Source organism: Caballeronia sp. INML1 (assembly GCF_023631085.1).
Lineage (GTDB): Bacteria > Pseudomonadota > Gammaproteobacteria > Burkholderiales > Burkholderiaceae > Caballeronia > Caballeronia turbans.
Map to the genome: position 1 here is coordinate 332,227 of NZ_JALQDT010000051.1, position 25,749 is coordinate 357,975.

At 64.4% G+C, this 25,749-nt stretch carries 27 protein-coding genes; 10 read left to right on the plus strand and 17 right to left on the minus strand.

Going from position 1 to position 25,749, the window contains the following annotated elements; all coding sequences use genetic code 11:
• Nucleotides 1-59 precede the first annotated feature (59 nt).
• Entirely contained in the window at nt 60-1,316 is a 1,257-nt protein-coding gene (locus NCR38_RS17665; protein ID WP_061115755.1) for an aminotransferase class V-fold PLP-dependent enzyme, read from the plus strand.
• 3 nt (nt 1,317-1,319) lie between these two features.
• Here the strand turns inward: NCR38_RS17665 and NCR38_RS17670 are convergent, their stop codons facing one another.
• Entirely contained in the window at nt 1,320-2,150 is an 831-nt protein-coding gene (locus tag NCR38_RS17670) for an NAD-dependent protein deacetylase (protein ID WP_061115754.1), read from the minus strand.
• A 183-nt stretch (nt 2,151-2,333) separates the two neighbouring features.
• Here NCR38_RS17670 and NCR38_RS17675 point away from each other — a divergent pair, with 183 nt between their 5' ends.
• Nucleotides 2,334-3,344, plus strand: a complete 1,011-nt coding sequence (locus NCR38_RS17675; protein WP_061115753.1) for a zinc-binding alcohol dehydrogenase family protein — start codon at nt 2,334-2,336, stop codon at nt 3,342-3,344.
• Nucleotides 3,345-3,352: 8 nt separating this feature from the next.
• Here NCR38_RS17675 and NCR38_RS17680 read toward each other — a convergent pair whose 3' ends face one another.
• From NCR38_RS17680 to NCR38_RS17690, 3 genes are all read right to left on the minus strand, one after another.
• The gene (locus tag NCR38_RS17680) at nt 3,353-3,751 is read right to left on the minus strand and encodes a GFA family protein (RefSeq protein WP_061115752.1); all 399 of its coding nucleotides are present in this window, start codon (nt 3,749-3,751) and stop codon (nt 3,353-3,355) included.
• A 58-nt stretch (nt 3,752-3,809) separates the two neighbouring features.
• Nucleotides 3,810-4,370: a hypothetical protein gene (locus tag NCR38_RS17685; protein ID WP_061115751.1), complete on the minus strand. Its 561-nt coding sequence runs from the start codon at nt 4,368-4,370 to the stop codon at nt 3,810-3,812.
• Nucleotides 4,371-4,573: 203 nt separating this feature from the next.
• Nucleotides 4,574-5,191 carry an OmpW family protein gene (locus tag NCR38_RS17690; RefSeq protein ID WP_061116065.1) on the minus strand — a complete coding sequence of 206 codons (618 nt, stop codon included), beginning with the start codon at nt 5,189-5,191 and terminating at the stop codon, nt 4,574-4,576.
• A 221-nt stretch (nt 5,192-5,412) separates the two neighbouring features.
• Between NCR38_RS17690 and NCR38_RS17695 the strand changes: the two genes are divergently transcribed.
• The gene (locus NCR38_RS17695) at nt 5,413-5,706 is read left to right on the plus strand and encodes a hypothetical protein (RefSeq protein ID WP_061115750.1); all 294 of its coding nucleotides are present in this window, start codon (nt 5,413-5,415) and stop codon (nt 5,704-5,706) included.
• 7 nt (nt 5,707-5,713) lie between these two features.
• Here the strand turns inward: NCR38_RS17695 and NCR38_RS17700 are convergent, their stop codons facing one another.
• Both NCR38_RS17700 and NCR38_RS17705 read right to left on the minus strand, forming a co-directional pair.
• Nucleotides 5,714-6,235 (minus strand): hypothetical protein, encoded by a 522-nt coding sequence (locus NCR38_RS17700; RefSeq protein WP_061116064.1) that lies wholly within the window; start codon nt 6,233-6,235, stop codon nt 5,714-5,716.
• Nucleotides 6,236-6,351: 116 nt separating this feature from the next.
• Complete coding sequence (locus NCR38_RS17705; protein WP_061115749.1) at nt 6,352-7,320, minus strand: GlxA family transcriptional regulator; 969 nt, start codon at nt 7,318-7,320, stop codon at nt 6,352-6,354.
• Nucleotides 7,321-7,506: 186 nt separating this feature from the next.
• Between NCR38_RS17705 and NCR38_RS17710 the strand changes: the two genes are divergently transcribed.
• Nucleotides 7,507-8,196, plus strand: coding sequence for an HD domain-containing protein (locus tag NCR38_RS17710; protein WP_061116063.1), 690 nt, complete (start codon nt 7,507-7,509; stop codon nt 8,194-8,196).
• A 1-nt stretch (nt 8,197) separates the two neighbouring features.
• Here NCR38_RS17710 and NCR38_RS17715 read toward each other — a convergent pair whose 3' ends face one another.
• The 9 genes from NCR38_RS17715 to norR all read right to left on the minus strand — a co-directional run bounded on the left by NCR38_RS17715 (nt 8,198) and on the right by norR (nt 17,908).
• Nucleotides 8,198-8,908, minus strand: coding sequence for an extensin family protein (locus NCR38_RS17715; RefSeq protein WP_061115748.1), 711 nt, complete (start codon nt 8,906-8,908; stop codon nt 8,198-8,200).
• A gap of 9 nt (nt 8,909-8,917) precedes the next feature.
• Nucleotides 8,918-9,973, minus strand: coding sequence for an NAD(P)/FAD-dependent oxidoreductase (locus tag NCR38_RS17720; RefSeq protein WP_061115747.1), 1,056 nt, complete (start codon nt 9,971-9,973; stop codon nt 8,918-8,920).
• A gap of 770 nt (nt 9,974-10,743) precedes the next feature.
• Nucleotides 10,744-11,553 carry a cytochrome c gene (locus NCR38_RS17725; RefSeq protein ID WP_061115746.1) on the minus strand — a complete coding sequence of 270 codons (810 nt, stop codon included), beginning with the start codon at nt 11,551-11,553 and terminating at the stop codon, nt 10,744-10,746.
• A complete protein-coding gene (locus tag NCR38_RS17730) occupies nt 11,550-13,175 on the minus strand; it encodes a b(o/a)3-type cytochrome-c oxidase subunit 1 (protein WP_061115745.1) in 1,626 nt (541 codons plus the stop codon). Before NCR38_RS17730 ends, NCR38_RS17725 begins: the two co-directional genes overlap by 4 nt.
• Nucleotides 13,165-13,731, minus strand: a complete 567-nt coding sequence (locus NCR38_RS17735; RefSeq protein WP_061115744.1) for a cupredoxin domain-containing protein — start codon at nt 13,729-13,731, stop codon at nt 13,165-13,167. The genes NCR38_RS17730 and NCR38_RS17735 overlap by 11 nt, the downstream gene beginning before the upstream one ends.
• Nucleotides 13,732-13,776: 45 nt before the next feature.
• Nucleotides 13,777-13,947 carry a hypothetical protein gene (locus tag NCR38_RS17740; protein WP_086960614.1) on the minus strand — a complete coding sequence of 57 codons (171 nt, stop codon included), beginning with the start codon at nt 13,945-13,947 and terminating at the stop codon, nt 13,777-13,779.
• Nucleotides 13,948-13,961: 14 nt separating this feature from the next.
• Entirely contained in the window at nt 13,962-15,179 is a 1,218-nt protein-coding gene (locus NCR38_RS17745; RefSeq protein ID WP_250477493.1) for a cytochrome c, read from the minus strand.
• 58 nt (nt 15,180-15,237) lie between these two features.
• On the minus strand, nt 15,238-15,849 hold the full coding sequence (locus NCR38_RS17750) for a c-type cytochrome (RefSeq protein ID WP_250477494.1): 612 nt from the start codon (nt 15,847-15,849) through the stop codon (nt 15,238-15,240).
• A 457-nt stretch (nt 15,850-16,306) separates the two neighbouring features.
• A complete protein-coding gene (gene norR, locus NCR38_RS17755) occupies nt 16,307-17,908 on the minus strand; it encodes a nitric oxide reductase transcriptional regulator NorR (RefSeq protein ID WP_061115743.1) in 1,602 nt (533 codons plus the stop codon).
• A 122-nt stretch (nt 17,909-18,030) separates the two neighbouring features.
• Here norR and hmpA point away from each other — a divergent pair, with 122 nt between their 5' ends.
• The 6 genes from hmpA (at nt 18,031) to NCR38_RS17785 (ending at nt 22,319) form a co-directional block, all read left to right on the plus strand.
• Entirely contained in the window at nt 18,031-19,212 is a 1,182-nt protein-coding gene (gene hmpA, locus NCR38_RS17760; protein WP_250477427.1) for an NO-inducible flavohemoprotein, read from the plus strand.
• A 212-nt stretch (nt 19,213-19,424) separates the two neighbouring features.
• A complete protein-coding gene (locus NCR38_RS17765; RefSeq protein ID WP_061115741.1) occupies nt 19,425-19,862 on the plus strand; it encodes a carboxymuconolactone decarboxylase family protein in 438 nt (145 codons plus the stop codon).
• Nucleotides 19,863-19,878: 16 nt separating this feature from the next.
• Nucleotides 19,879-20,283: a cupin domain-containing protein gene (locus NCR38_RS17770; protein WP_086960666.1), complete on the plus strand. Its 405-nt coding sequence runs from the start codon at nt 19,879-19,881 to the stop codon at nt 20,281-20,283.
• 255 nt (nt 20,284-20,538) lie between these two features.
• The gene (locus NCR38_RS17775) at nt 20,539-21,768 is read left to right on the plus strand and encodes an NnrS family protein (RefSeq protein ID WP_061116059.1); all 1,230 of its coding nucleotides are present in this window, start codon (nt 20,539-20,541) and stop codon (nt 21,766-21,768) included.
• 75 nt (nt 21,769-21,843) lie between these two features.
• Nucleotides 21,844-21,984, plus strand: a complete 141-nt coding sequence (locus tag NCR38_RS17780) for a hypothetical protein (protein ID WP_250477428.1) — start codon at nt 21,844-21,846, stop codon at nt 21,982-21,984.
• 158 nt (nt 21,985-22,142) lie between these two features.
• Nucleotides 22,143-22,319, plus strand: coding sequence for a hypothetical protein (locus tag NCR38_RS17785; protein ID WP_250477429.1), 177 nt, complete (start codon nt 22,143-22,145; stop codon nt 22,317-22,319).
• Between the two features lie 222 nt (nt 22,320-22,541).
• Here NCR38_RS17785 and oxlT read toward each other — a convergent pair whose 3' ends face one another.
• Nucleotides 22,542-23,855, minus strand: a complete 1,314-nt coding sequence (gene oxlT, locus NCR38_RS17790; protein ID WP_250477430.1) for an oxalate/formate MFS antiporter — start codon at nt 23,853-23,855, stop codon at nt 22,542-22,544.
• 346 nt (nt 23,856-24,201) lie between these two features.
• Nucleotides 24,202-25,548, minus strand: a complete 1,347-nt coding sequence (locus NCR38_RS17795) for an OprD family outer membrane porin (RefSeq protein ID WP_250477431.1) — start codon at nt 25,546-25,548, stop codon at nt 24,202-24,204.
• Nucleotides 25,549-25,749: the final 201 nt, after the last annotated feature.

Below are 25,749 nucleotides of genomic sequence, written 5' to 3' on the forward strand. Positions count from 1 at the left end.
TGCCATGAAGCATGATCACGCCAAGTAATTTTTTCCACCCTCATCGACTTCCGATTCCGATGCCCGACCTCCTCGACTACCGCACGCCCGATTTCGAAGCCGCGCTCGCGGCGCTCCCGCCCACGCCGGCGACCGGCCTCGCCACGAACGAAAACTACTGGGACGCGGTACGCGCCTTGTGGCGCCAGTCGGACGCGCTGATCAATCTGGAGAACGGCTTCTGGGGAGCGATGACCGAGCCGGTCAAGGCGATGTTCCATCACTGGACCGAACGCGTGAATCGCGAGACGACGCTGCTGATTCGCCCGCATCTGATGACGCTGTATCAGGGTCTGCGCGAGCGCGTCGCGAAGGAAATGGGATGCGCGGTCGAGGAAATCGAGCTGACACGCAACGCGACCGAAGCGCTGCTCGCGCTCATCAGCGGCTACAACCGGCTCTCTCCTGGCGACACCGTGCTTTACAGCGATCTCGACTATCCCTGCGGCAAGGACGCGATGGAATGGCTGCGCGAGCGGCGCGGCGTCACGCCCGTGCGCATCACGATGCCCGAGCCGGCGACGCGCGAGGCGGTGCTGCAAACCTACGCCAGGGCCTTGAGCGCGCACCCGCGCACGCGGCTCGTGCTGCTCTCGCACGTGTGCTTCGCGACGGGACTCGTCCTGCCGGTCGCGGACATATCGGCGATGGCGAAGGAAGCCGGCGCGGACGTGATCGTCGATGCAGCGCATTCGTGGGGGCAGCTCGACTTCGACGTGCCGGACCTGAACGCGCCCTTCGCCGCGCTGAATCTGCACAAGTGGATCGGCGCGCCGCTCGGCTGCGGCGCGATCTATATCCGCCGTGGACACGTCGCGTCGATCGATCCGTATCTGGGCGACCGGACCTGGCCCGCCGACGATATCCGCGCGCGCGTGCATACCGGCTCGCCCAACTTCGCCGCGTGGTTCACGCTGCCGGCGGCGCTGGACGTGCATCTGTCGATCGGGGCCAAGGCGAAGGAGGCGCGCCTGCGTGCATTGCGCGATGCCTGGGCAAAGCCGGCGCGCGAACTTCCCGGCGTACAGATCATGACGCCCGACGATCCCGCGATGACCGCAGGCATCACCGCTTTCCGCCTGCACGGACGCGCGACGAAAGAGGGCTGCGATGCGATCGTCGCGGCGCTGCGCGAGCGCTTCGGCGTGTTCACGGTGACGCGCCCCGGTCCGGATGCGGGCGAAGTCGTGCGCGTGACGCCTGCCCTCTTCACGCGCATGTCGGACGCGGCGCGCCTGCTCGAAGGCATCGCAGCGCTCTCGCGCGAGCTGAAGTAGCCGCTAGCCCGCCACCGGCCGCGCGTCGAGGCGCTCGATCAAGCGTTCGAGCGCCTCCGAGCACGGCGCTTCGACTTTCAGCGCGAGGAGCGCATCGGCGCGCGTCTTGCCGATGTTGATCGCCGCGATCGGCTTGCCGCTCTTCGCGGCCCACTCGCAAAAGCGGTAGCCCGAGTACACCATCAGCGACGAGCCGACGACGAGCATCGCGTCGGCGGCTTCCAGCGAGCGCGCCGCGTCGTGGACGAGCGCGCGCGGCACGCTCTCGCCGAAGAACACCACGTCGGGCTTGAGCACGCCGCCGCAGCGCGTGCAGCCGGGCACGTCGAACGATGCGAAGTCGAGATCCTCGATGTGCGCGTCGCCGTCCGGCACCGCGGGCGCCGTATGACCGACGAAATCGGGATTCGCCGTTTCGAGCATGCGCTGCACCGCTGCGCGCGTATGTCGCTCGCCGCAATCGATGCAGCGCACCCGCCCGATATTGCCGTGGAGCTCGATCACATCGGGATTGCCCGCGCGCGTGTGCAGCCCGTCGACGTTCTGCGTGACGAGCCGATGCACCCGCGAGCGCGCCTCGAGCGCCCGCAACGCGTGATGCGCGCCGTTCGGCTGTGCGTTCTGCACGATCGGCCAGCCGATGAGACTGCGCGCCCAATAGCGGCGCCGCGCGTAGTCCGAGCCGAGAAAATCCTTCAGCAGGATCGGCGCGCGGCCCGTGCGCTGGCCTTCGCGGTCGCGATAGCACGGAATGCCCGACTCCGTGCTGATGCCCGCGCCCGACAGCACGAAAAGCCGCGGATGCCGCTCGACAAATTCATGAAGCTGCTGCACGTGCAGTCCTTTTTACGTGTTTTTGCGGGGTTCGCTGTGATGAAAATATAAGGCGAAACCGCGCCCGCCGCTGGCCGCGATTCTGGCCTTACCACTTTCGCATTAATGAAATTGGCTTGACCAAATCGACCGGCATCGTTAGATTGTCGAACGCCCCACTCCAACGACATCACGAGACAAAGCATGCTGACCGTCATTTGCGAAACGCCCGGAACCCTGAAAGCCGAACAGCGCGAGAAGCCGCAGCGCGGCGAGAACGAAGTGCTGTTGCGCGTGAAGCGCGTCGGCGTGTGCGGCACGGACCTGCACATCTTCACCGGCAATCAGCCTTATCTGTCGTATCCGCGTGTGATGGGCCACGAGTTGTCCGGCGTGATCGAGGAAGCGGATCCGGCGAGCGGCCTGAAGGCGGGCGACACGGTCTACGTGATGCCCTATCTCTCGTGCGGCGAATGTATCGCGTGCCGTCAGGGCAAGACCAATTGCTGCGTGAACATCCAGGTGCTCGGCGTGCATCGCGATGGCGCGTTCACCGAATACCTGAATTTGCCCGCACAGTTCGTGCATAAGGCCGAGGGCGTCACGCTCGATCAGGCCGCGATGGTCGAATTCCTCGCGATCGGCGCGCACGCCGTGCGTCGCGCGGACGTGACGCCGGGCCAGCGCGTGCTGGTCGTCGGCACAGGGCCGATCGGCATGGCGGCCATCACGTTCTCGCGCCTGCGCGGCGCGAACGTCACCGCGCTCGACACGCGCGAAGACCGCCTCGCGTTCTGCAAGCGGGAACTGAAAGTGGATGCCACCGTGCAGATCGGCGAGCAGGACAAGCAAGCTCTGTCGGCGCTCACGAATGGCGAATTTTTCGATGTCGTCTTCGATGCGACCGGCAACTCGCGCGCGATGGAACGCGGCTTCGAGTTCATCGCGCACGGCGGAAAGTACGTGCTGGTCTCGATCGTGCCGGATCGCATCTCGTTCGCCGATCCCGAGTTCCACAAACGTGAGGCGACGCTGCTCGCAAGCCGCAACGCGACGCCGGAGGACTTCGAGACCGTGCTCGCGGCAATGCGCAAAGGCGAAGTGCCGACCGATGCGCTCAACACGCATCGACTGACGCTGAGCGACGTGCCCGAGCGCTTCTCGTCGCTGCTCGATCCGAAGGCGGGCGTCGTGAAGGCGATCGTCGAATGCTGATGGTTTGATCAGGGCGCGCCGCGCGCAAAACGCGGCCGTCCCTGCGCGTCGTGCCAGGGCTCCGCGCTCTTGCACCAGATTTCGTATTGCGGCGGATAGAGACCGGTTTCGTCGAAGATGCCGGTCGGCACTTCGATTTCGTCGACACCGTCGAACGCCAGATAGACCGGCGACCCGCACGTCGGGCAATGGTGCCGCTTGCCTGTGGTCGAACTCTCCCACGCCACCGTGTCGCCCGACACCTGAAACGCGTCGCGCGCAAAGATCGCATAGACGCCGAACGGCGCGCCGTGAATGCGCCGGCAGGTCATGCAGTGGCACAGATTCACTTCCTTCGGCTCGCCCGCGACACGCACGCGCACGGCGCCGCATGCGCATCCGCCTTCGTGAATCGGCCGAGAGTTCATCCGTCGTTGCTCCCGCAATCGACGCACGCCCGCGATCGATCGGGCGCGCTTCGACGATTCATCGCGTGAAGTAGCCGCGATTCTGCATGCACTCGCTGTAAGCGCGCCAGTAACGCGTCATCGGCGGCTCGGGCGGCGGCAGCGGCGGCATCTTCATGTCGCCGCCGTAAATCGCATCCGATGCGCCGGACGCGCCGGCCGCCATCGATGCGGGCATCGCGGGCATGCCGGGCATCGGACCAGATGCGCCGGGCAGCCCGGATGCACCGGAGACCCTTCCCGGCGGCAAGCTCGACGCCGCGATCGCCGCCGATGCGCCCGATGCCGGCGCAGCAGCGGACGCCGCCATCGCGCCCGACGCGCCCGACGGCAAGGGCGGCTCGACGGGGCGCGGCGGCGTGAGCACGCGCGTTTCACGCTGGGCATCGCGCGGCGGCGCCTGCGGCTCGCGCGCCACGTTCACTTTCGTCGTCTGATTGGCGTAGCCGTAGCAGGCGGCGTTATCGACGGATTGCTGCCACGCGCTCTGGCTGCGTCCGGGCACGGCGAGCGGCTGTTGCGCGAAAGCGGCGCCACACGCCGCGAGCAAGGCGATTCCCGCGTAAGTGGAAGGTCTCATTGGCTTGCAGTTCCCCGATGCGGTTTTATTAGTCGTTGCAGGTCGCACGCCGTTCGCGCATGCGCGAGCGGCGCGAGTCTGCGCCGGGCCTGCTGCCAAGGATACCGCGCCCGCGAAACCGTCCACGCCAGAAGCACCGGTATCTTCCGCCAATTTCCAGACACAAGGCGGCGCGGCGCACACTCGCCGGAAAAGCGCACATGTCAGAACTTCATGCCGACGCCGATACCGATGACCCACGGATCGATCTTGAGCGAGCCGAGATCGGCGCCGTCCGCCGACGCGCTCGTGCGCATCCAGATCTTTTTCAGATCCGCGTTGACGAAGAGATTTTTCGCCACCTGCACGTCGACGCCCGCCTGCAGCGCCGGGCCGAAGCTGCTGTGCCGGATCGACACCGGCGTATCGCCCGCTTTCAGCTTGTCGTTGTAGAAATACGTGTAGTTCACGCCCGCGCCGACATACGGACGCACGCGGCCCGCGTGATTGAAGTGGTATTGCAGGAGCAGTGTCGGCGGCAGCACGCTCACGCCGCCCAGCCCGCCGATGCTCGACGTCACCTGATGCCGCGACGTAGCCAGGATCAGCTCCACGCCGATGTCATCGCGGATCATGTAGGTGAAGTCGAGTTCCGGCACGATCGCATTGTTCACGTCCACGCCGAGCGTGCCGAGTGCGCCGCCCGCTGTCACATCGGGCTGGATGCTGATCGCGCGCAGGCGCACCAGCACGTCGCCGGCGTGGATGCCGCCCATCGAATCACTCGACGGCGCATCGCCCGCCGCGTGTGCCACGCCTGCAAACAAGGAGGCGCACGCCATCACCACTGCCCCGAAGACTTTTTTCATTTCTATCTTTCCCGCGTTAAAAGCGGGAATTTTCCCGGGCGGGGGCGCACACGCCATTGACCGCGCGCAAGGCATGATCGCGCGCGCTCGTCAGCGGCGACGAGGTTTGAGCGACGACAAGCCTGCGCTCGAACGCCGCAAACCGCGGGTCCGCGCTTTGCTAGATAAAGTTAAAGTACAAAGGGAGGCAGCAGATGAGACCCACACTCGGCACGCTCGGGCGCATGACGGGGGGTCTGCTCGGTGGCACGCTCGCCGTCGTGGCGAGCGCTCAGCAGGCGCCGCAAAAACCGAACAAGCTCGAATACGACAGCACGCCCGCGTATCAGGAGAAAAACGTCACGCCGCCTGCGGCAGCGGCCGCGAACGCCAGCGATGCACTGAAGACGCGGCCGGGCAAGACATCATCGGGCAAGGGCGCCGCGCCCGACCGGCCCAACGGCCTCGGCTTCGATGCGGGCGCGAGCGGCATGAGCAAGAAGCAATAGCCTTCGATTACGCGTCGCCTGGCTTGTCGGGCCACGGCCATGTCGAATAGCGCGATGGCTTTTCGGACGCGGCCTTGCTCTTCTGCTTCTGCCGAGCCGGCGCCTGCGCTTCATGCGCCGGAGCCGCGCTCTTCGCGGTTTCGGGCAGCTCCTCGCCGAACCACGGCACGTCCTTGCGCCGCTCTTCCACATAGGCGCCCCAACCCTTCGCGTTGTCTGCGAAGAGATCGTGCCTGACGGTGTTGGCGAGCAGTTGCCGATTCAGCGTCTCGTCGAGAAGCGCCTTCGGCCAGACGAAGAACGCGCCCGATGCGCGCCGGATGAAATCGCGCGGCGTCATCTTCTCGTCGATGAAGCCGAGCAGCGTGAAGCCAGCAAGCGCGTCGTTGCCCTTCACCGCTTCGCCGATGCTCGCGTATTCGTCGGCGCATTGGCTCAGGCAAAACACCGACTCCATCACGTCGCCGAGATGCAGCAGCAGCGCGCGTCGTTCGTAGGGATCCTGCGTGGCGGTCTCTTGTTTCGTCATTCGCTGTTCCGATATGTCGAGGGTGGATTCGGCGGCGCGCGCGCACTGCTGCACGTACCGCATCATCACGAAGTTTAGCGAACTCGGCGTGAGGCGTCGGCGTACAAGCGCGCCAATTACTTCGTGAAGCGCGTGCGGAAGCTCAGCCGATAGTCGTTCGGCGACACGCCGAGCCGCCGCGTGAAAACGAGCCGCATCCGATCGGCCGTGCCGAAGCCGCACTCGTATGCGACGGTTTTCAGAGGCGTGTCGCTGCTCTCGAGCATATTGCGGGCCGCGTCGACGCGCGCCCGTTCGACGAACTCATGCGGCGTCATCTGCGCGAGTTGCACGAAGGCGCGCGCGAAGTTGCGCTCGCTCATGCCGGCGACGCTCGCCAGTTGCGCGACCGACAGCCGCTCGCCGATGTGCTCCATCACATACGCCTGCACTTTCGCGACCGGCGAAGTCTCATCGGCGGGTGCGCTCAAGTACGGGCTGAATTGCGATTGCCCGCCGCGTCGCTGCGCGAAGACGACGAGGCGCTTTGCAACCGCGAGCGCGACCTGCGCGCCATGATCTTCCGCGACGAGCGCGAGCGCGACATCGATGCCCGCCGTCACGCCCGCCGAGGTGACGAGCCTGTCGTCGCGCATGTAGATGCGGTCCAGCTCGACGCGTGCGCGCGGAAAGCGCTCCGCGAGGCGCGGCGCGTTCTGCCAGTGCGTGGTCACATTGCGGCCGTCGATCAGGCCCGCGTGTCCGAGCGCGAATGCGCCCGTGCAGATCGAGCCGTAGCGCTCGCAGTGCGAGGCGACATCGGCGAGCCAGGCCGTCAGCCGCGAATCCGGCGCATCGGCGGGAAGCGCCGGGCCGCCCGCGACGAGCGCGGTGCCATAGCGCCGATGCGCTTCGTCGAAAGACAGGTCCGCGACGAGACGCGTGCCGTTCGACGCGCGCACGATGCGCTCTGCGGGACCGACGAGCGTGATCTCATATGCGTTCGATTGGGCAATGAAGCCGTTCGCTTCCGCGAACACATCGACGGGACCGGCCACATCGAGCGCCTGCACGCCCTGGAAGATTGCGATTGCGACTGTAGGCATCGAATGGAAGGTCCGTGATGAGCGCGCATGGCAGAAGACGGCGTGCGCTTGGCAGGGTTCGACGCGCCGTTTCGATTGAGACGTGAAGGCGTTTTGACGAGACTAAAGCCATCCGACGCGCTGCGCGATTTTAGCAACGCACCCGCATCCGCGTCGTCGATCGACCCACATCACGGAGCCATACTCATGAGCGAAATCATCGCAGGCATCAGGATTCCCGACAGCCAGATGGCGCGCGAAGCCACGCAACTCGTGCGCGATACCGAGCCCGATCTGCTCTACCACCATTCGCGCCGCGTGTTCCTGTTCGGCGCGCTCGCGGGCGAGCGCAAGCAACTGAAGTACGATCCCGAACTGCTGTATATCGGCGCGATGTTCCATGACATGGGCCTCACCGAAGCGTACAGCAGCGCGCACGACCGCTTCGAAGTCGATGGCGCGAATGCGGCGCGCGATTTCCTGCGTCGGCATGGCATCGGCGAATACGAGATCGAGCAGGTGTGGGACGCGATCGCGCTGCACACGACGCCCGGCATTCCGCAGTACAAGAAGCCGGTGGTCGCGCTGGTCACGGCGGGCGTCGAGATGGATGTGCTCGGTCTCGCCTACGACGAGTTCAGCGCGGATGAGCGGCGCCTCGTGGTCGCGGCGCATCCGCGCGAGGCGAACTTCAAGGAAGGCATCATCGACGCATTCGCCAAAGGCACGATCGGCAAGCCCGAATCGACCTTCGGCAATGTCAAGGCCGACGTGCTCGCGTTGAAGGACCCGAATTACAGGCGGCTGAACTTCTGCAGCATCATCCTCGGGTCGGCGTGGAACGATCAGCCTCACGATCATGCGGCGTGCCGCGACCCGGCGCACCGCCACGCGTAGGTCAGCGGCACATGCGATACGGTCCCATGTCGACGTGAAAGTGCGTCTCGTGCAGCGCGTTGTAACCGGGGCCCAGCGCGGTGGCGAACGCATGGCACGCGCCTTCGTGAACGCGGCGCAGGAACTGTCCATCGGGAGAGGCCGCATCGCTCCAGCGCGCGAGCGTGATGCGGCGTCCGTCTTCGAGCACGAAGCCCGTCAGGTCGATGGCGTTCGCGCTCGCATGCTGGCTCAGCGCAGCGTCCTGCTGATGATTCACGTTGCGGCACGCATAGCTGCCGACATGCTCGATGCGCGCGACGCGCTCGCCGTAGATGTCGAGCGCGGCGGGCTGAAGATACTGATGCTCGAAATAGGCGATGCCGAGCGCGAGCGGACACGTCGCGAGAAAGGGCGAACTGATGCGCAGGTCTTCCATCTGCGTGACGCGCACTACGTCCTTGAGCGCACAACCGCCCGGCCCTGTTGCATCGGCCATCGCGCGATACACGAGACCGGAGCGCGCGAGCGCGGCGTCGCAGAGTGGCGCGTCGTGCATCGTGCGCCATAGCCTGAAGCGCGTGAGCGGACCTTGAGGCGCACGCACGTCGAGCGGGGCGAAGGGATCGTAGCGCTCGGACAGCACGATGCGCTTCGAGTACACCGCGTAGCCGAATGCGGCCGCGCCCACGAGCGACGCGAGCAGCAACCACGCGACGATGCGCGCGATCATGCGAAGCGCTTACGCGTCGCCGGTTGCGTGCGCGGCGTTCACGCGTTCGGCGAGCTTCGCGTCATAGCTCGAATGCACGTGCACGCGCTTCTTCTCGGGATACGCATACGAATAGGCCTTGCGCAACGCGAGCGACGCTTCATGGAAGCCCGACAGAATGAGCTTCTGCTTGTTCGGATAGTTGGCGATATCCCCGACCGCGAAAATGCCCGGCCGAGAGGATTCATAGTTCGACGTATCCACTTCGATGCGCCCGCCGCGCACATCGAGGTTCCAGGTGGCGATCGGGCCGAGTTCGGAGACGAGACCATAGAGCGCGACGATCTTGTCGGCGGCAACATCCGTCGAACCTTCCACCTGCTTGATGCGCGCGCCGCGCAGCGTGTTATCGGGCGCATCGAGCGATTCGATCATGCCGATGACGAATGCCATCTCGCCCGCGTCCACCGCGCGCTTCATCGTCGCAACCGAGTTCGCCGCCGCCGAAAAGCCGCTGCGCCGATGCACGAGCGTGAGCTTCTTCGCGATGTCCTTCAACGCGAGCGCCCAGTCGAGCGCAGAATCGCCGCCGCCCGCGACGATGACCTCTTTGTCCGCGAAATCCGCCACGCGCGAGACGCTGTAGTGCACGTCCTTGCCTTCCAGCGCGGCGACCTCGGGCAATTGCAGCCGCTGCGGCACGAACGCGCCGTTGCCGGCCGCGATCAGGATCGCGGCGCAGTCGACGGTCATGCCGCGTTCGGTCGTGACCGTCCAGCGATGATCGTCTTCGCGCTGCGTGACGGACTGCACGCGCTGATCGAGATGGATCGGCACATCGAAGGGGCGGATCTGCTCGAGCAGGCGATCGACGAGCTCGCGTGCGGTGCATGAAGGAATCGCGGGAATGTCGTAGATCGGCTTGTCGGGATAGAGCTCGATACATTGGCCGCCGATGCGCCCGAGGGTGTCGACGATTTGACACGTGAGGCCGATCACGTTTGCCTCGAAGGCGGCAAATAGGCCTACCGGGCCGGCGCCTATGATCAATACGTCGGTTTTTATCGCTTCGCTTTGAGATTCCATTTCGGTTCGCTTTCCTTTGCTTGCTGAATTTTTCAGCATTCTTCGGGTCACGATACAGAAAGGTTTTTGCGGGGGCAATGAAGTCCCTGTTTGCTTAGCGGCGATTTTTTTTCGCCGGATCCCGTTTTCTTGTTGGTTTATTAGCACTGCCCCTGTGCGGGGCGGCAGTCACTTTCTTTGCTGCTGCAAAGAAAGTAACCAAAGAAAGCAGCTCGATAGGCCCGCGGTCACACGCAGTTTGGCCATGCTTGCCATGTGATCGTGGGCTGCCTAAGTGTCGCCCTCATAGGCCCAACCGCGCTTGGATCGCGCACGGTCTGTCTCATCGCACCACTCCACTTGCTGGTTCAGCACCAAATAGCTTCGGCACAGCGCTGCGCGCTGCCGACGGGTCTACCAGGGAAACCAACCTATCGCACATGCAATGAGATGGATGCGTTAGCGACGAAGCGCGCGCAAACCCGATGAACCCATCGGCCGCGAAGCGGGCCAGAGCCTTTTGGTGCTGAACCGCTCCGCTGTGCGGCGCGCGGCGACAGACCGTGCGCGAGCCAAGCCCGATTAGTCTTGTGAGGGCGACACTTAGGCAGCCCACGATCGGCTGGCAAGCGTGGCCAAACTGCGTGTGACCGCGGGCGTCTCGAGCTACTTTCTTTGGTTACTTTCTTTGCAGCAGCAAAGAAAGTGACTGCCGCCCCGCATAGGGGCAACGCTAATAAACCACAAAGAAAACGGGATCCGGCGAAATCAAAGTCAACCCCAAAAACAAATCACTTAGCATTCGCATTCAACTCCCGCGCGTAATACATCGCCGCCGCATCGATCTCCTCCGGCGTCATGTTGCGCGCAACATTGCGCATCACCTCGTTAACATCGTTCGTCCGCGTGCCATTGGCAAACGCGATCAATTGCGACTTGGTATAAGCCGCCGGCAAGCCATCGAGCCAAGGGCTACCGGCCTTGTTATCGATGCCCCCATGACACGCCGCACATGGCGCGATATTGCGCATCGGCGCACCATGCGCGACGATCGCCGGCGCGAGCGCGTCGCTCACCTTCCGCTGCGCCGGCGGCCGCGGCAAATTCGCGTAATACGCCGCGAGATCGCGCATATCCTGATCGCTCAGGTTCATCGCCATCGGCGACATCACCGCGTTGGTGCGCGCGCCCTTCTGGAAATCGATCAGCTGCTTGTAAATCACCGACGCATACTGCCCCGCCAGATTCGGCGAATTCGCGTCGCTCATGCCGCGTTCCCCGTGGCACATCGTGCAGCGCAAGGCCAGCGTCGCGCCACGCCCGATCGAATTCGCGCTTACGTTAGTGAGCAACTGCGGGGTGATCTCGACGCCCGTGAGCTTCACCTTCGGCTCGACGGCCGCGCCGCCCGCATACCACTCGCGCGGCACGCCCGCCGCGCTGCAGATCGCATTCCAGATACCGGTGAACGGCGCGTCGCGCTGCACGGAAGGCAGCCATACGAAACCGATCAGCGCCGACACCACGGCGATGCCGATCGTCCCCAACACGCTGACGGCGAACCAGCGGTTGCGGAAGGTGAAGAGGCGTTCGTCGCTCATCGCTGCGCTCCGATCGGCACTGCGGGCACCGCCGTATCCGAACGCGCGAGCAACTGCGCAATCGGGTAGCCGTAGTTGACGAGCGTAAGGCCGATCATCAGCACGAGCCACAGCGCAAAACTGTTCAACGCCACGGGAAGCGTGCGCGGCTCATGCACCGCGCGGCTGAAGCGGAACTCCTCGATCGCCGTGCGCGGCGCGCGATGCGCCTTGATCAGGACGATGAAAAACAGCACCGCCGATACGACCAGAATCAGCCCGCCCAGCACTGAGATCACCACATAGACCGCTTGCGCGGCGATCGCCGGATCGCTGTAGTCGTAGAACGCCATGCGCCGCGGCATCCCCAGAATGCCGACGAAATGCCACGGGAACGTGAGCACGATCATGCCGATGAACCATAGCCACAACTGCCAGCGCATCAGCTTCACGCTCTCGAGTGCGCGCCCGGTCAGATGCGGCCACAGATCGTACGCGATCACGAAATACATGATGACGATCGCGCCGCCGAAGATCAGATGAAAGTGCCCCGTCACCCATTGCGTATTGTGGACCGTCGAGTCGAGCTGATAGCTCATGTTGATGAGCCCGCCCGCCCCGCCGAAGCCGAGCATCACGAAAGAGAACGCGACGGCCAGCATCATCGGGTTGTCCCACGGCAAAGCCTTAATCCAGCCGAGCGGCCCGCGTCCGCCGCGCAGCCGCGCTGCAATCTCCACCGATGCGCAGATCGTGAACACGGTGAGCAGTGTCGGCACCGCGACGAGCGCGGTGAACACCGAGTGCATGAACTTGAAGCCCGAGCCCACTTGCGGATCGGCGAAAAGGTGGTGAATGCCGATGGGCATCGACACGACGAGGAACAGGATGAACGAGATGCGCGCCATCGAATCGCTGTAGAGACGGCCGCCGATCGCACGCGGAATGATGGTGTAGTACGCGATGTACGCGGGCATCAGCCAGAAGTAGACGATCGCGTGCAACGTCCACGAGAAGAACACGCGCGCGAGGCCCGCGTCGATCGTCGACTTCCAGCCGATCGCGACGGGCAGGATCATGAACAGCACTTCGATCGCCGCGCCCACCGCCGTCCAGCCCCACAGATAGGCACCGGCGACGGTCGCGAACATCGCGAGCGGCACCGGCTTGCCCGCGTTCTCGCGCTTCCACGACGCGAGGTTCACCGACATCAGCGCGACCCACACCCACGAGCCGACCACCACGAACACGACGCCGATGTAATAGAACACGTTGCCGATCATCGGCGGATAGAAGGTGTAGAGCACGGACGCGAGGCCCATTGCGACGGGCACCGTCGCCGTGACCGCGCCCACCGCGACCAGCCAGAAGCCGAGCCACGCCCAGCGCAGGCCGACGAGCGGGCGCTTCAGCGCAAGCTCGCTCACCGCGTAGCCGAAGCCCATCGCGATGAGCGTCGGGAACGCATAGCCCATCACGGTGCCGTGCTCCGTCACCGAGCGATAGTAGAGTTCCGGATTCTGCAGCCACGGATGCAACGGGCTGCGCACGAGCATCTGCCATGCGCCGAGCAAAAGCGCGACGCCGAAGGCGATGAAAGCCAGCCAGAAATGCGCGAGTACGAGGCGCTTGCTATTGAACACAGGACACTCTCCGCGAATTGGCCGGCATCTTGTCGGCCATCTGCATGAATTCGGCGCGGTCCACCACCTTCACGTGCGCCCACATGTTCTGATGCCCGGTGCCGCAGTACTCGTGACAGGGCATCAGATGCTCGCCGGGCTTGTCGAAAGTCGTCTTGAACGTCGAGACATAGCCCGGCTCCAGCATCGAATTGATATTCGTGTCGGTGATCAGAAAGCCATGCACGACATCCGAGCTCGTCGCGCGGAAGGTCACCGGCACGCCCGCCGGCACCACCAGGCATTGCGGCGTGAACGAGTACTGCTGCGCGACGATGCGCACCGTCACCGAGCCATCCGCCTCGGGCGCGGCGCCGAGATTGCTTTCGATGAATTCGCCCGACACATGCAGCGTTTCAGGGCGAATCGTCTCGACGCGCGACGGCGGCATCATCGACCAGTGCACGCCGGTATAAACGACCATGCCGACGAGCACGACGACGATCGCGAGCACGAGAATCGCCCAACGCCGTTCGACCCGTTCGGCGATGTCGTGCGAGCTTGGATTGATGGCCATATGCGATGCCTTAGTGAACCTTCCGAATCGTTGAGGTCGCTGAGATCACTGAATCACGCCACGCGGCAGGAACACGGCGAAATAGAAGACGAACCAGAGGCCGATGACGATCGCCGTCGAGATGCCCGCGAGCGCAATCGCGCCCGATGGGCCGCGCTTCACGATCTCGTCGAGCTTCGCGTCCTGCCTCGCGATTTCATTCGGGTCTTCAGTCATGGTGTCGTCGATGCTCAGTAAAGTGGCGCCGAACGCAGCTCGTTCACTTCCTTCACGCTGACCGGCGTGCCGCGGTTGCCCCACGCGGTGCGGATATACGTGACCACGGCCGCGACCTCGACATCCGAGAGCGACTGCGCGAACGGCGGCATGCCGTAGGGCTTCGGGTTTTTGAAAGTGCCGGGCGGATAGCCGCCGTTCAGCACCATTCGAATCGGGTTCACGGCCGAACTCATCACGATCGACTGATTGTTCGCGAGCGGCGGAAAGTCGGGTGGCTTGCCCTGGCCCTGCGCGGCATGGCATTCGGCGCATTGCGCGTCGTAGATCTTCTTTCCGAGCGGCGAGAGGCTCGTCTTTTCTTCGACGGCCGCCTGGCTCGGCGGCGCCGACTTGTCGCCGGAGCGCGCGGGCAGCGCCTTCAGATAGACGGCCATCGCGCGAACATCTTCCTCGGTCAGATATTGCAGGCTGTCGTAGACAACTTCGGCCATCGGCCCGTACACGGCGCCGCGATTCGACACGCCCGCATGCAGAAGACCGACGATGTCGTCGAGGCTCCAGTCGCCCAGACCCGCTTCCTTGTTCGACGTGAGCGACGGCGCATACCAGTTCTGGATCGGGATCAGGCCGCCTTCGAACGCCTTCGATTTCACGTTGCCGCCGAGCGCGTTGATGGCCGTATGGCACATCGAGCAGTGTCCGAGGCCTTCCACCAGATACGCGCCGCGATTCCATTCGGCCGATTGCGACGCATCGGGCTCATACGCGCCTTCGCGGAAGAAAAGCGAACGCCAGCCGAGCAACAGCTCACGACGATTGAAGGGGAAACGCAGCTCGTGCGGCCGGTTCGGCTGATGCACCGCCGGCGTGGACATCAGGAATGCGTAGATCGCGTCGGAGTCGGCGCGCGTGACTTTCGTGTATGACGTGTAGGGCATCGCCGGATAGAGCAGCGAGCCGTCGCGGGACTTGCCCGTGTGCATCATCGCGAAGAACTCTTCGGCGGTCCATTTGCCGATGCCCGTCTCCTTGTCCGACGAAATGTTCGGCGTATAGAGCGTGCCGAAGGGCGTGTCCATCGGGCGGCCGCCGCCGAACGTCTTGCCCGCGGGCAGCGTATGACACGCGATGCAGTCGCCCGCGCGCGCGAGATATTCGCCGCGCTTGACGGTGGCGGCATCCGCGCCTTGCGCCGCGGCCTGGCCGATCGGCGCGGCGCACGCCGCAATGAAGACCGCGACGGTCAGCGCTCGGAAATGTCGAAAACGGAGCACGTTGGGGTCTCGGTTAGTTATGGACGCTGCCGCAGGCGAGCGGCATCCTGAGCGAGCCGGCGGCGACCGGCACCGGATTCGCCGGCGCGGGCAGCGACGCGAGATAGGCCGCTATCGCGGTGATGTCGCGGTCGTTCAACAGTTTCGCGACCTGCCCCATGCAATCCGGCGCGACGGTCGAGCGCGTGCCGTAACGCCACGCGCCGAGTTGCGCGCTGAGATAGTCGGCATGCAGGCCGAGAAGGCCGGGAATCGCGGGCTCCATGCCCGTCATCGCCGCGCCGTGGCAACTCACGCAGGCGGGCACATTGCGCGATGCATCGCCCTTCGTGACGAGCGTCTTGCCGAGATCGAGCGTTTTCTCGTCGACCCTCACGGCCGCGGGCGGCGCGAACGGCGGGCGTTCGCCCGCGAAGTAATCGGCCATCTGCTTCAGGTACGCGTCGGGCAGATAAGCGAGCAGGTAGTTCATCGGCGGATATTTGCGCCGGCCGTCGCGGAACGCGAGGAGCTGGTTGTACAGATAACCGGCGGGTTTGCCGGACAGGCGGGGGAAATAGTCGTTGTCGGTGCCCTCGCCGTGCGCGCCGTGGCAGGCCGCACAACCCATCACGCGGGCCTGCATGGTATCGGGGGCGCGTTCGAGCGCCGCGCCTCGCGCGGGGGCGTCCGCCGCGAGTACGCCGAAGCTGAAAAACGCGAAAAGCGCGGACAAGAAGAAAGCGCAGAGCTTTGCCACGTTTCGCACGTAACCCCCGTTGTCTTTGCCGTGTTCGATTTGCCGGGCGTGTGAGGCATGCGTCCGACGCGGTTTTTCAAGGCGCTGCGATGTTCTTGATGCCGATGGGTTGCGCTTGGCTTTTCTGATCTTAGAAGAGACGGCCTCTTTTTCCCAGTCTGGAGATTGTCTCAATGCACGACGTCGATGCGCATGACACAACGCATCGTTATTTGCGCTCGAACAATGAATCGCACATTTTTGAGATGGGCAATTGCGCCAGATCAACCCGCTGGGGATTGCATACAGCAGCTTTGAACGATCAGGTCGATTATTTCGAGACGGGTAATGAGTTGCGGCGCGTTCACTTGAGGCCGAGGCGCCGGGCGAGGCGATTGAGATTGGCGCGATCCAGACCGAGCTCGCGCGCCGCCGACGCCCAGTTCTGGTTGTGACGCTTCAGCACATCGAGAATGAGCGTGCGTTCGTAGGCGGTCACCGCGTCGCGGAAGTCCGTGCCCGGCGCGGGCAACGGCGATGCCTCCGCCCGCGGCGCGCTAACCGTGGCTGTCGCGCCATCGCCGTTGAGCGTCAGATCGGCGGCGGTGAGCGTGAGGATGCGCGGACGCTCCCGATGCGCCGCGAGCGCCTTCAACGCGCTGCGCCCGATCAGATGCTCCAGTTCGCGCACGTTGCCGGGCCAGCGATACGCGAGCAGCGCGGCCTGCGCGTCGGCGGAAAGACGCAGACTCAGGAGGCCGAGGCGCGAGCGGTTCTCTTCGAGGAAGTAACCCGCGAGCAGCAATACGTCGCGCCCGCGCTCGCGCAGCGGCGGCACCACGAGCGGATACACCGACAGGCGATGATAGAAATCCGCCCGAAAGCGCCCTTCGCGCACTTCCTCGGCGAGATCGCGATTGGTTGCGGCGATGAGCCGCACGTCGACCTTGTGCTCGTTGTCCGAGCCGATGCGCTGCAACTGCCCGTTCTGCAGCACGCGCAGCAGCTTCGCCTGGACGGGCAGCGGCAGTTCGCCCACTTCGTCGAGAAAGAGCGTGCCGCCATCGGCGAGCTCGAACTTGCCGCGCCGATCCGACGACGCCCCCGAGAAAGCGCCGCGCACGTGCCCGAAGAGCTCGCTCTCGACGAGCGTATCCGGCAGCGCCGCGCAATTGAGGCTGACGAGCGGCTTGTCCGCGCGCGGCGACAGCGCGTGGATCTCGCTCGCAACGAGCTCCTTGCCGACGCCCGTCTCGCCGGTGATCAGCACGGTCAGATCGCTCGACGCGACGATCGCGATTTCCTCCAGCAAGCGGTTATGCGGCCCGCTGCTGCCGATCATTTCTCGCCGCCGCGGCCCGTTCGCCTGCCGATACACCTCCGCGCGCTGACGCTCCGCCTCGCCTCGTCTCGCGAGCGTGTCGATGCGCTCGGCCACGCGCACGGTCGCCGCCGCGAGACTGAGAAACGCCTGGAGCGATGCCATGTCGATACCGTCGAAGCGCGCAGGATCGAGCGCGTCGAGCGTCAGCAGACCCCACGCGCGCCCGTCGATGATGAGCGGACAACCGAGGCAATCGTGCACTTCGAGATGGCCGCTTACGCCCTTCACGAGGCCATCGTACGGATCCGGCAGGTCGGAGCCGGCGGCAAACCGCGTCGGCGCCTCGCGCGCGAGGATGCGCGCGAATCGCGGATGCTCGCTGACGCGAAACCGCCGGCCGAGCGTATCGCTCGACAGACCGTCGATGGCAAGCGGCACGAGTGTGTCGCCATCGAGCCGCAAAAGCGCAGTGGCGTCCCCCGGAAAGAGCGCGCGCAGCGTGTGCAGCAAACGACGGTAGCGCTCGGTGTCGGGCATCTCGCTCGACAGGTCCTCGATCAGCGGCACGAGGGCGTCGAGCAGCACCCTTGAAGTCATTGCGACTACTTCTGTAGTCTTTTGGACCAGAGTCGAATCGACCATGAATTTCGATAAACGATTGATTTAACGCCAATTCTACTCTGGCACGGAACGTGTATTGGTCTTGCCCGAGGATTGCGACGCGGAAGCGCCCGCTTCCGCCTTTCATCATGAGGAACCGAAGAATGCTGTCAGCCGAACACCGAGCCATCGTCAAGGCAACCGTCCCCCTGCTGGAAAGCGGCGGCGAGGCGCTCACCAGGCACTTCTACAACAAGATGCTCACCGAATACCCCGAAGTTCGCCCGATGTTCAATCAGGCGCACCAGGCAAGCGGCGCGCAGCCGCGCGCGCTCGCCAACGGCGTGCTGATGTATGCGCGGCATATCGACGAACTGGAGAAGCTCGGCGGCCTGGTCGGTCAGATCATCAACAAGCACGTCGCGCTGAACATCCTGCCGGAGCATTATCCGATCGTCGGGCGCTGCCTGCTCGCGTCGATCCGAGAAGTGCTCGGCGAGGAAATCGCCACCGACGCCGTCATCGAGGCATGGGCCGCCGCCTACGGGCAACTCGCCGATCTGTTGATCGGGCTCGAGGAAGGCATCTATAGCGAGCGCGAAAAGGCGCCGGGCGGATGGCGCGGCACGCGGCGGTTCGTCGTCGCTCGCAAGGAGCAGGAAAGCGACGAAATCACGTCGTTCTATCTCGTGCCCGAGGACGGCGGCGCCCTGCTCGACTTCCATCCGGGCCAGTACATCGGCCTGCGCCTTGTCATCGACGGCGAGGAACTGCGTCGCAACTATTCGCTCTCGGCGGCGCCCAACGGCCGCGACTATCGCATCAGCGTGAAGCGCGAGGCGAACGGCAAGGTGTCGAACTTTCTGCATGCGAACGTCCGCGAAAACGACGTGCTCGAGCTTTATCCGCCCGCAGGCGACTTCAGGCTGGAAAAGAGCGAGAAGCCGCTCGTGCTGATCAGCGGCGGTGTCGGCATCACGCCGACGCTCGCGATGCTTCAGGCCGCGCTCGAAACCAGGCGCCCGGTGCACTTCATCCACTCGGCGCGGCACGGCGGCGTCCATGCGTTCCGCGCGGTCATCGAAGAGCTGGCGGCGCGTCACCCGCAGCTCGAGCGCTTCTACTGTTACGAGCACAAGCGCGACGGCGATCACGAAGCGCATGGCATCGGCTTCGTCAACGAAAAGCTGCTCGACGCGTGGCTACCGAAGAACCGTGATGTCGATGCGTACTTCCTCGGCCCGAAGGCGTTCATGAAGGCGGTGAAGAAGCATCTGAAGGTGCTCGGGGTGCCCGAGGCGCAGAGCCGCTACGAGTTCTTCGGCCCCGCCGCCGCGCTCGACTGATTCCGCGCGCGAGGCTGCGCCTGTGGACCCGCGGCGCGTGCCGCCGTGGGTTTTTTTGCGTCCTGATTCGAGCGGAAAGCAGTCCGGCGCCGATGCGGTGGCTACCTGAAATTCCATAAAACCGGTCATTTCAAACAGCCACTCCGAGGCCTAATCTTCTCTTGCCGCGCCGCTCTGGCGCGCTTTCCGAACCAAGCAAAGAGGATACGTCAATGGAACCCCGTCTCGACTTCTACAAGGCCAGCCCCGCCGCGATCAAGGCGCTCGTCGGTGTCGAAGAGCGCATCGCCAAGTCGGCGCTCGAAAAATCGCTGACCGAACTGGTGCGCCTGCGCGCATCGCAGATCAACGGCTGCGCGTTCTGCGTCGACATGCACACGACCGATGCGCGCAAGGGCGGCGAAACGGACCGGCGTCTGGCGACGGTCGTCGTGTGGCGCGAGACGCCGTTCTTCACCGATCGCGAACGCGCCGCCCTCGCATGGACAGAAGCGTTGACGCTGGTGTCGCAGGATCACGTACCCGACAGCGTGTGGGAAGCCGTGAAGCCGCACTTCAGCGACGAGGAAATCGTGGACCTGACACTTCTCATCTCCGCGATCAATAGCTGGAACCGCTTCGCCATCGCGTTCCGCAAGACGCCTGCATGAGGACATGGACATGAGCATGCGCAAATCTTTCGTTCTGGCCGCTGCGCTGATGATCGGTGCGGCGAATGCCGGCGCGCACGATACGAAGGGCGCGGAGGTCGTCGCGCCGGTGATGAAGCAGGCCATTCCCGAGGCAGCCGGCAAGAACGTGCTCATGGCGACCGTCTCGTACAAGCCGGGACAGGCATCGGAAGCGCACATGCATCCGGGGTCGATCTTCGCTTACGTGCTCGCAGGCCACGTCACATCGCAGCTCGAAGGTTCCGCCGCGAAGACGTATGGTCCTGGGCAATCATGGTACGAGCCGCCGGGCGCGCATCACATCGTGTCGAAAAATGCGAGCGCGACGAAGCCGGCGAAGCTGCTCGTGTTCGCGATCGTCGGCGACAACGATCCGGTCAAGCAGCCGATTCCGCACTGATCGAGGCGATGACATCGTGAACCGTCCGCGCGTTGCCGCTTGGCTCTTGAGCATCGTGCCCGGGCTCTGCGGGCTCGGGCAAGCGTGGTGTGTCCCGGCGCGGCTGTGACGCGCCGGTGCAGCTTCGGCCTGGCCTTGGGGACGCTCGCATGCGTGAAGCTAGCGCTCGCGTTGCCGATGTTCGCCGGCGCGAACCTGTTCATCGGTTACCCGTGCGCGCACTCGCGCGCACGGCGGTTCCATCGTGAGGATGTCATGAAGATCGCAGAACCCAGCACCGTTTTTGTCGCGGCGTCGCAAAAGCGCGAGCCGAGCCATTATCAGCGCGGCGCGCTATTCAATCTCGGCTTCCGGCCGTTCTATTTGTGCGGCGCGGCGTTCGGCGCAGTCGCGTTGACGGTGTGGTTGCTCGTGCTGTCGGGCGTGCCGCTTTCCGGCGGCTATCTGCTGCGTGCGGACCCGATCGGCTGGCACGCGCATGAAATGGTGTTCGGCTTCGCGGCGGCGATCATCGCCGGTTTTCTGCTGACGGCCGTGCGCGCCTGGACCGGACGCGACACGGCCAAAGGCGCGGTGCTCGCAGCGCTCACGCTGCTGTGGCTTGCCGGGCGCGTGCTCGTGTGGAGCGGTCCCGCGCTGCCGGCTGCGATCGTCGATAGCGCGTTCTTGCCCCTCGCCGCACTCCTGCTGCTCCGCGTGCTCATGAAGGCGGGCAACCGGCGCAACTATTTCCTCGCCGTCGTGCTGCTTGCGTTCGGCGCGCTGAACGCCCTGTTTCACGGCTTCGCGATCGATACGCGCGCCGATCTCTCGATGCGCGCCGTGTATGCATCCGCGGGCATCGTCGTATTGCTCGTCAGCGTGATCGGTGGACGCGTGATCCCGATGTTTACCGCCAACGCGATCCCCGGCTTCGTCGCGCGGCGCCGGCGCATCGTCGAGGCGACGGTCGCGCCGCTCACGCTCGCGGCGTTTTTCGCCGATGCCCTCGCGCTCGATGGCGCGATCGTCGCGCCGCTCGCCTTGCTGGCGTGCGGGGTGCATCTCGCGCGGATGATCGGCTGGCGCTCGTACGCCGTGCGCGGACGGCCCATTCTCGCGATTCTGCATCTGGCTTATGCGTGGTTGCCGCTCGGCTTCGCGCTGCTCGCTGCGTCCTCGCGAGGATGGACGCGCGTGCCCCATGGCCTCGCGATGCACGCGTTCGCGGCCGGCGCGATCGGCGGCGCGATCATCGCGATGATCACACGCACCGCACGCGGACATACGGGACGCCCGCTCGTCGCGGACAAGCGCGATATCGCGTGCTATGCGCTCGTGATCGCGGCAGGCGCGCTGCGCGTGCTCGGGCCGCTCGCCGCGCCTGCATGGCATTCGACGTGGATCTTCGCCGCGGGCATCTGCTGGGTGCTCGCGTTCGCGCTGTACGTCGCGGCGTACGCTGCGCCGCTATTCAGACCGCGTGCGGATGGCAAGCCGGGTTGAGAGGCAACACGTTTTGACATCGGGATGCGCCGGTTCCGCGAGAATCGCATCCCGCTTTCCCATTCCGATGTCACCATGAAGCACCTTCGTCATATTTGCGCCGTGGCGCTCGCCGTCGCTGCGCTCACGCTTTCCGGCTGCGGCCTTCTCGGTTGCAGCGCCTTCGCCACCAATGGCGGCGGCTTCGGCGGCTGTAGCGTCGGCACGCGGTTCTGATTCACCATCCCTCCATATGCGGGGCTCGCTTCATCCGTCTCCTGAATAATCGTGCGTTCCCCGCGCGAGCCGGGTTGGCCCGCGCGCCCTTCGCGACGACACTACGTTCATTGGACAACCGTCGGCGACATCTAGCGCCGACATCGACTGGAGACAGCATGAGCGCTCACGTAAGTCTGGTTCTTCTCGCTCTCGTGTCGCCGGCGTGCGCGCTGGCATTGCGGGCGGGGATCGCCAGCATCGATACACGCGTGCCCCGCCTGGCGTTCTGCGCCGCGCTTCGAGGCGTGTCGAATCCGCGGCGTCATCTGCTTTCGTTTCGCGCGTCGCCGTAGCCCGCGACGGCGCTGAACGCCCATCCTGCTGCCGCAGGATCGCTCGAATCACGGGGATAAGGGAGCGAGGAGACCACCTGCCGGCGGCAAGACGAAACGCGCATCCGCAACGCGGCCTCGAGCGCCGCATCATCAGTCGCAAGCCGCGGAAAGCGCGAGCTCGATAACTAGAAACGGGCGACACGCCGGGTCGCCCGCCCAGCCGACCTCACGCCGTACGCATCACTCCTTCACCGCCGTGTAGGACATGTCCAGCGACGCCGCGCGCGCGTGCTTCTGCGAATGCGCGTTACGCATCGGCTTCAGCACGAAGAGCGCGAGCAGCGCCGATATCGCCGCCATGCCCGCCGCGAGCATGAACACCGCGTGCCAGCTTCCGGTCGTCGTCGTGATCACGCTCGAGAATGGCACGAGCAACGCAGCCGTGCCCTTCGCCGTATAAAGCAGACCCGCGTTGGTCGCCGCGAACTTCGGACCGAACGTGTCGCCGCACGTCGCCGGGAAAAGGCTGTAGATTTCGCCCCACGCGAAGAACACGATGCCGGTCAGCACGACGAACGCCGTCGGATTGTGCCCGTACTTCGACAGCGCGACGATGCCCACCGCTTCGATTGCAAACGCGACGAACATCGTGTTTTCCCGCCCGATGCGATCCGACACCCAGCCGAAAAACGGTCGCGTCAGGCCGTTGAGCACGCGGTCGATGGTGAGCGCGAAGGTCAACGCGGGCAGCGTCAGACCGAGTATCGACACGGGCGAATCGTGCAGCCCGAAGTCCTTCGCGATCGGCCCGAGCTGGGCCGTCGCCATCAGTCCGCCGGCTGCCATCATGACGAACATCAGATACATGACCCAGAAGATCGGCGATGCCAGCACCTGTTTCGGACTCGCGTTGTAGACCGCCGCCTTGACCGCGCTCTTCACCGACGCGATCATCTGCGCGGGCGGCGCGTAGAGCGCCATGCCGAGCAGGAACACCACGAGTCCCTGCCCCAGACCGAACCAGAGGAACGTCGCTTCGTAGCCGCTCGACTTGATCATGTGCGCGATCGGCACGACCGTCGCGGCGGAGCCCATCCCGAAACCCGCCGCCGTGATGCCCGCAGCCAGTCCGCGTCGCGCCGGGAACCACTTGAGCGCATTGCCGACGCACGTGCCGTACACCGCGCCCGCGCCGACGCCGCCGACAGCGGCCGCGAAGTACAGAAGCGGCAGCGACGACGCCACCGAGTTGATCGCCCATGCGATCGCGCACAGCAGGCCGCCGCCGACCACGACCGGCCGCGGCCCGTACTTGTCGACGAGATAACCTTCCACGGGCACGAGCCATGTTTCCGTCACGACGAAGATCGTGAACGCCACCTGAATGGCCGCGCGGCCCCAGTGATATTTCTCGTCGATCGGGTTGACGAAGAGCGTCCAGCCATACTGCATGTTCGCGATCATCGCCATGCAAATCACGCCGAAAACCAATTGCACCCACGGCGACGCCAGGCGCGACGCCTTGTCGTCGCGGTCCATCTGGTTCATTCCCATGCCTGTCTCCTTGGCAAATTGCCTTGTGTATTCGGACGCCGAACGGCGCCTCACGCGACGCATTTCATGTCGCATCGCATATACACAGTATGTGATATATCAAGTAAGTCAAGCGAAAGAAATGGCGGGGTTTTCACTAAGCGGATCTTGCTTCGAAAGCGCATGAAAGCTGCAGTGAGGAACAACCGCGCAGACAAAAAAAAGCCCGGCAGAAACAGGCCTGCCGGGCGATGAGCGTGGGCGAGACATGGCAATCCGCAGCACGCCCTTCCTTTATAAATGAAAGTTAAACGTAATGTAAACGGGTATTTCTGTAGGGTTTACGCTTTACCGCGTTTCGACAATTTCAGAAGATGTTGACGGGCACGTTGACCATCAGCCGGTACACATCGCTGGTGCCGTCCGGGTAGTAGGCGCTATTGCTGTGATGGTGCATGTAGTAGAACTTGACCGACGTGTTCTTGAACTTGCCATCCGGAATCGTATAGCTCGGAATCACGCCGATTTCATAGTGCGTGCCGTGGATCGGTTCACCGTTGACGAGATAGTTGGCCGCCTGAGCCGTGCCGCTGTTGGCCATCGCACTGCCATCGGCGTCCCAGCCATATGCACCCCACATCGTGAACTTGAGTCCCGGCACGCCGTACTGCTTCATGTTGAGCGTGTAGGACAGGCTCAACGACTTTTCATGCGGCTGGTTGTAGTCCACGTCGAGCGAGTTCGAGAGATAGTCGCCCGCCGACTGGCCCATGTAGTCGAACGTCTGATCGCTCACGATCTGCTGGAACGCGACCTGCACCGTATGCGCGCCGTGCGTGCCGGCAAGTGCCAGCGAATACGCGTTGTTGTTGATCGCGCCTTGCCGCTTGTCGCCGATCGCGCCCGTGTAGTAGTAGTTCAGCGAGCCGGTCCAGCGCACGGTCTTGGGATCGCCGATGCTCTGCGTCGCCGTCAGGTAGTACTGTTGCCACACGTTGTTCGCGACGCTGCCATACAGCGACACCGACGTATCGTCACCGTGCGTCCAGTCGCCGCCGAAGTACGTGAACTGCGAGACGTGCGTGCCGCCGTATTCGGTCGTCAGGCCGGTGACGGTCGTCATGCCGCGCGCGAGCACGCCATCCACCGTGCCGGCCTTGAGCGTCAGGTTCTTGATTTCATCGCTCGCAAGCGAGAAGCCGCGATAAGTCGGCGGCAACGCGCGGTTGTCGTGCGGTACGAGAAACGGGTTGTCGAAGAGTTGCTGACCGTACTTGAGCACCGTGTTCGACACGCGCGCCTTGACGTCCCACACGCCCGGATAGGCCCACGCCAATTGATTCGATCCGCCGCCGTCCGTGCCCACGTGCACGCGATTACCCGCCCCGTTGCCGCCGTTCAGCTTGAACGCGCCGAAGAGCGACACGTCGCCGCCGAGCCCGATCAGGCCCTTGGTATAGCCCGATTCGAAGACGGCCTGCGCGCCGAGCACCCACGCGTCCTTCTTGCCCGCGCCCTTGAATTCGTCATGCTCGGTAAAGGAGCGCATCAGCACGTTGAAGTGCGAATCCTCGAGGAAGCCCTTCGACTTCGCCTGACTGCTCACCGGCGCGTCCGCTTCGGTGTTGGGCGGCGAATCCGGCGGCGCTTCGGTGTGACGCGAAACAGGCTGAGTTTCGGCTTCATCGGCGTGCGCGGCGACTGTCGCGGCCATGAAACCGCTGAACAACAAAATCGATAGCGCTAGTGAACGTTTTTGTTTTGTCACGAAAAAGATCTCCACTTATTTTGATTCAACTGCTGACGGCTTGATCGAAACGAAGGATTGCGAAACACCTCGCCCGGCGACGCTAGAAGCGTCGAGGCGTACAGGCGGATGAGCAAACGGAGCAAAGGACGGGCGACGCGTGTACTT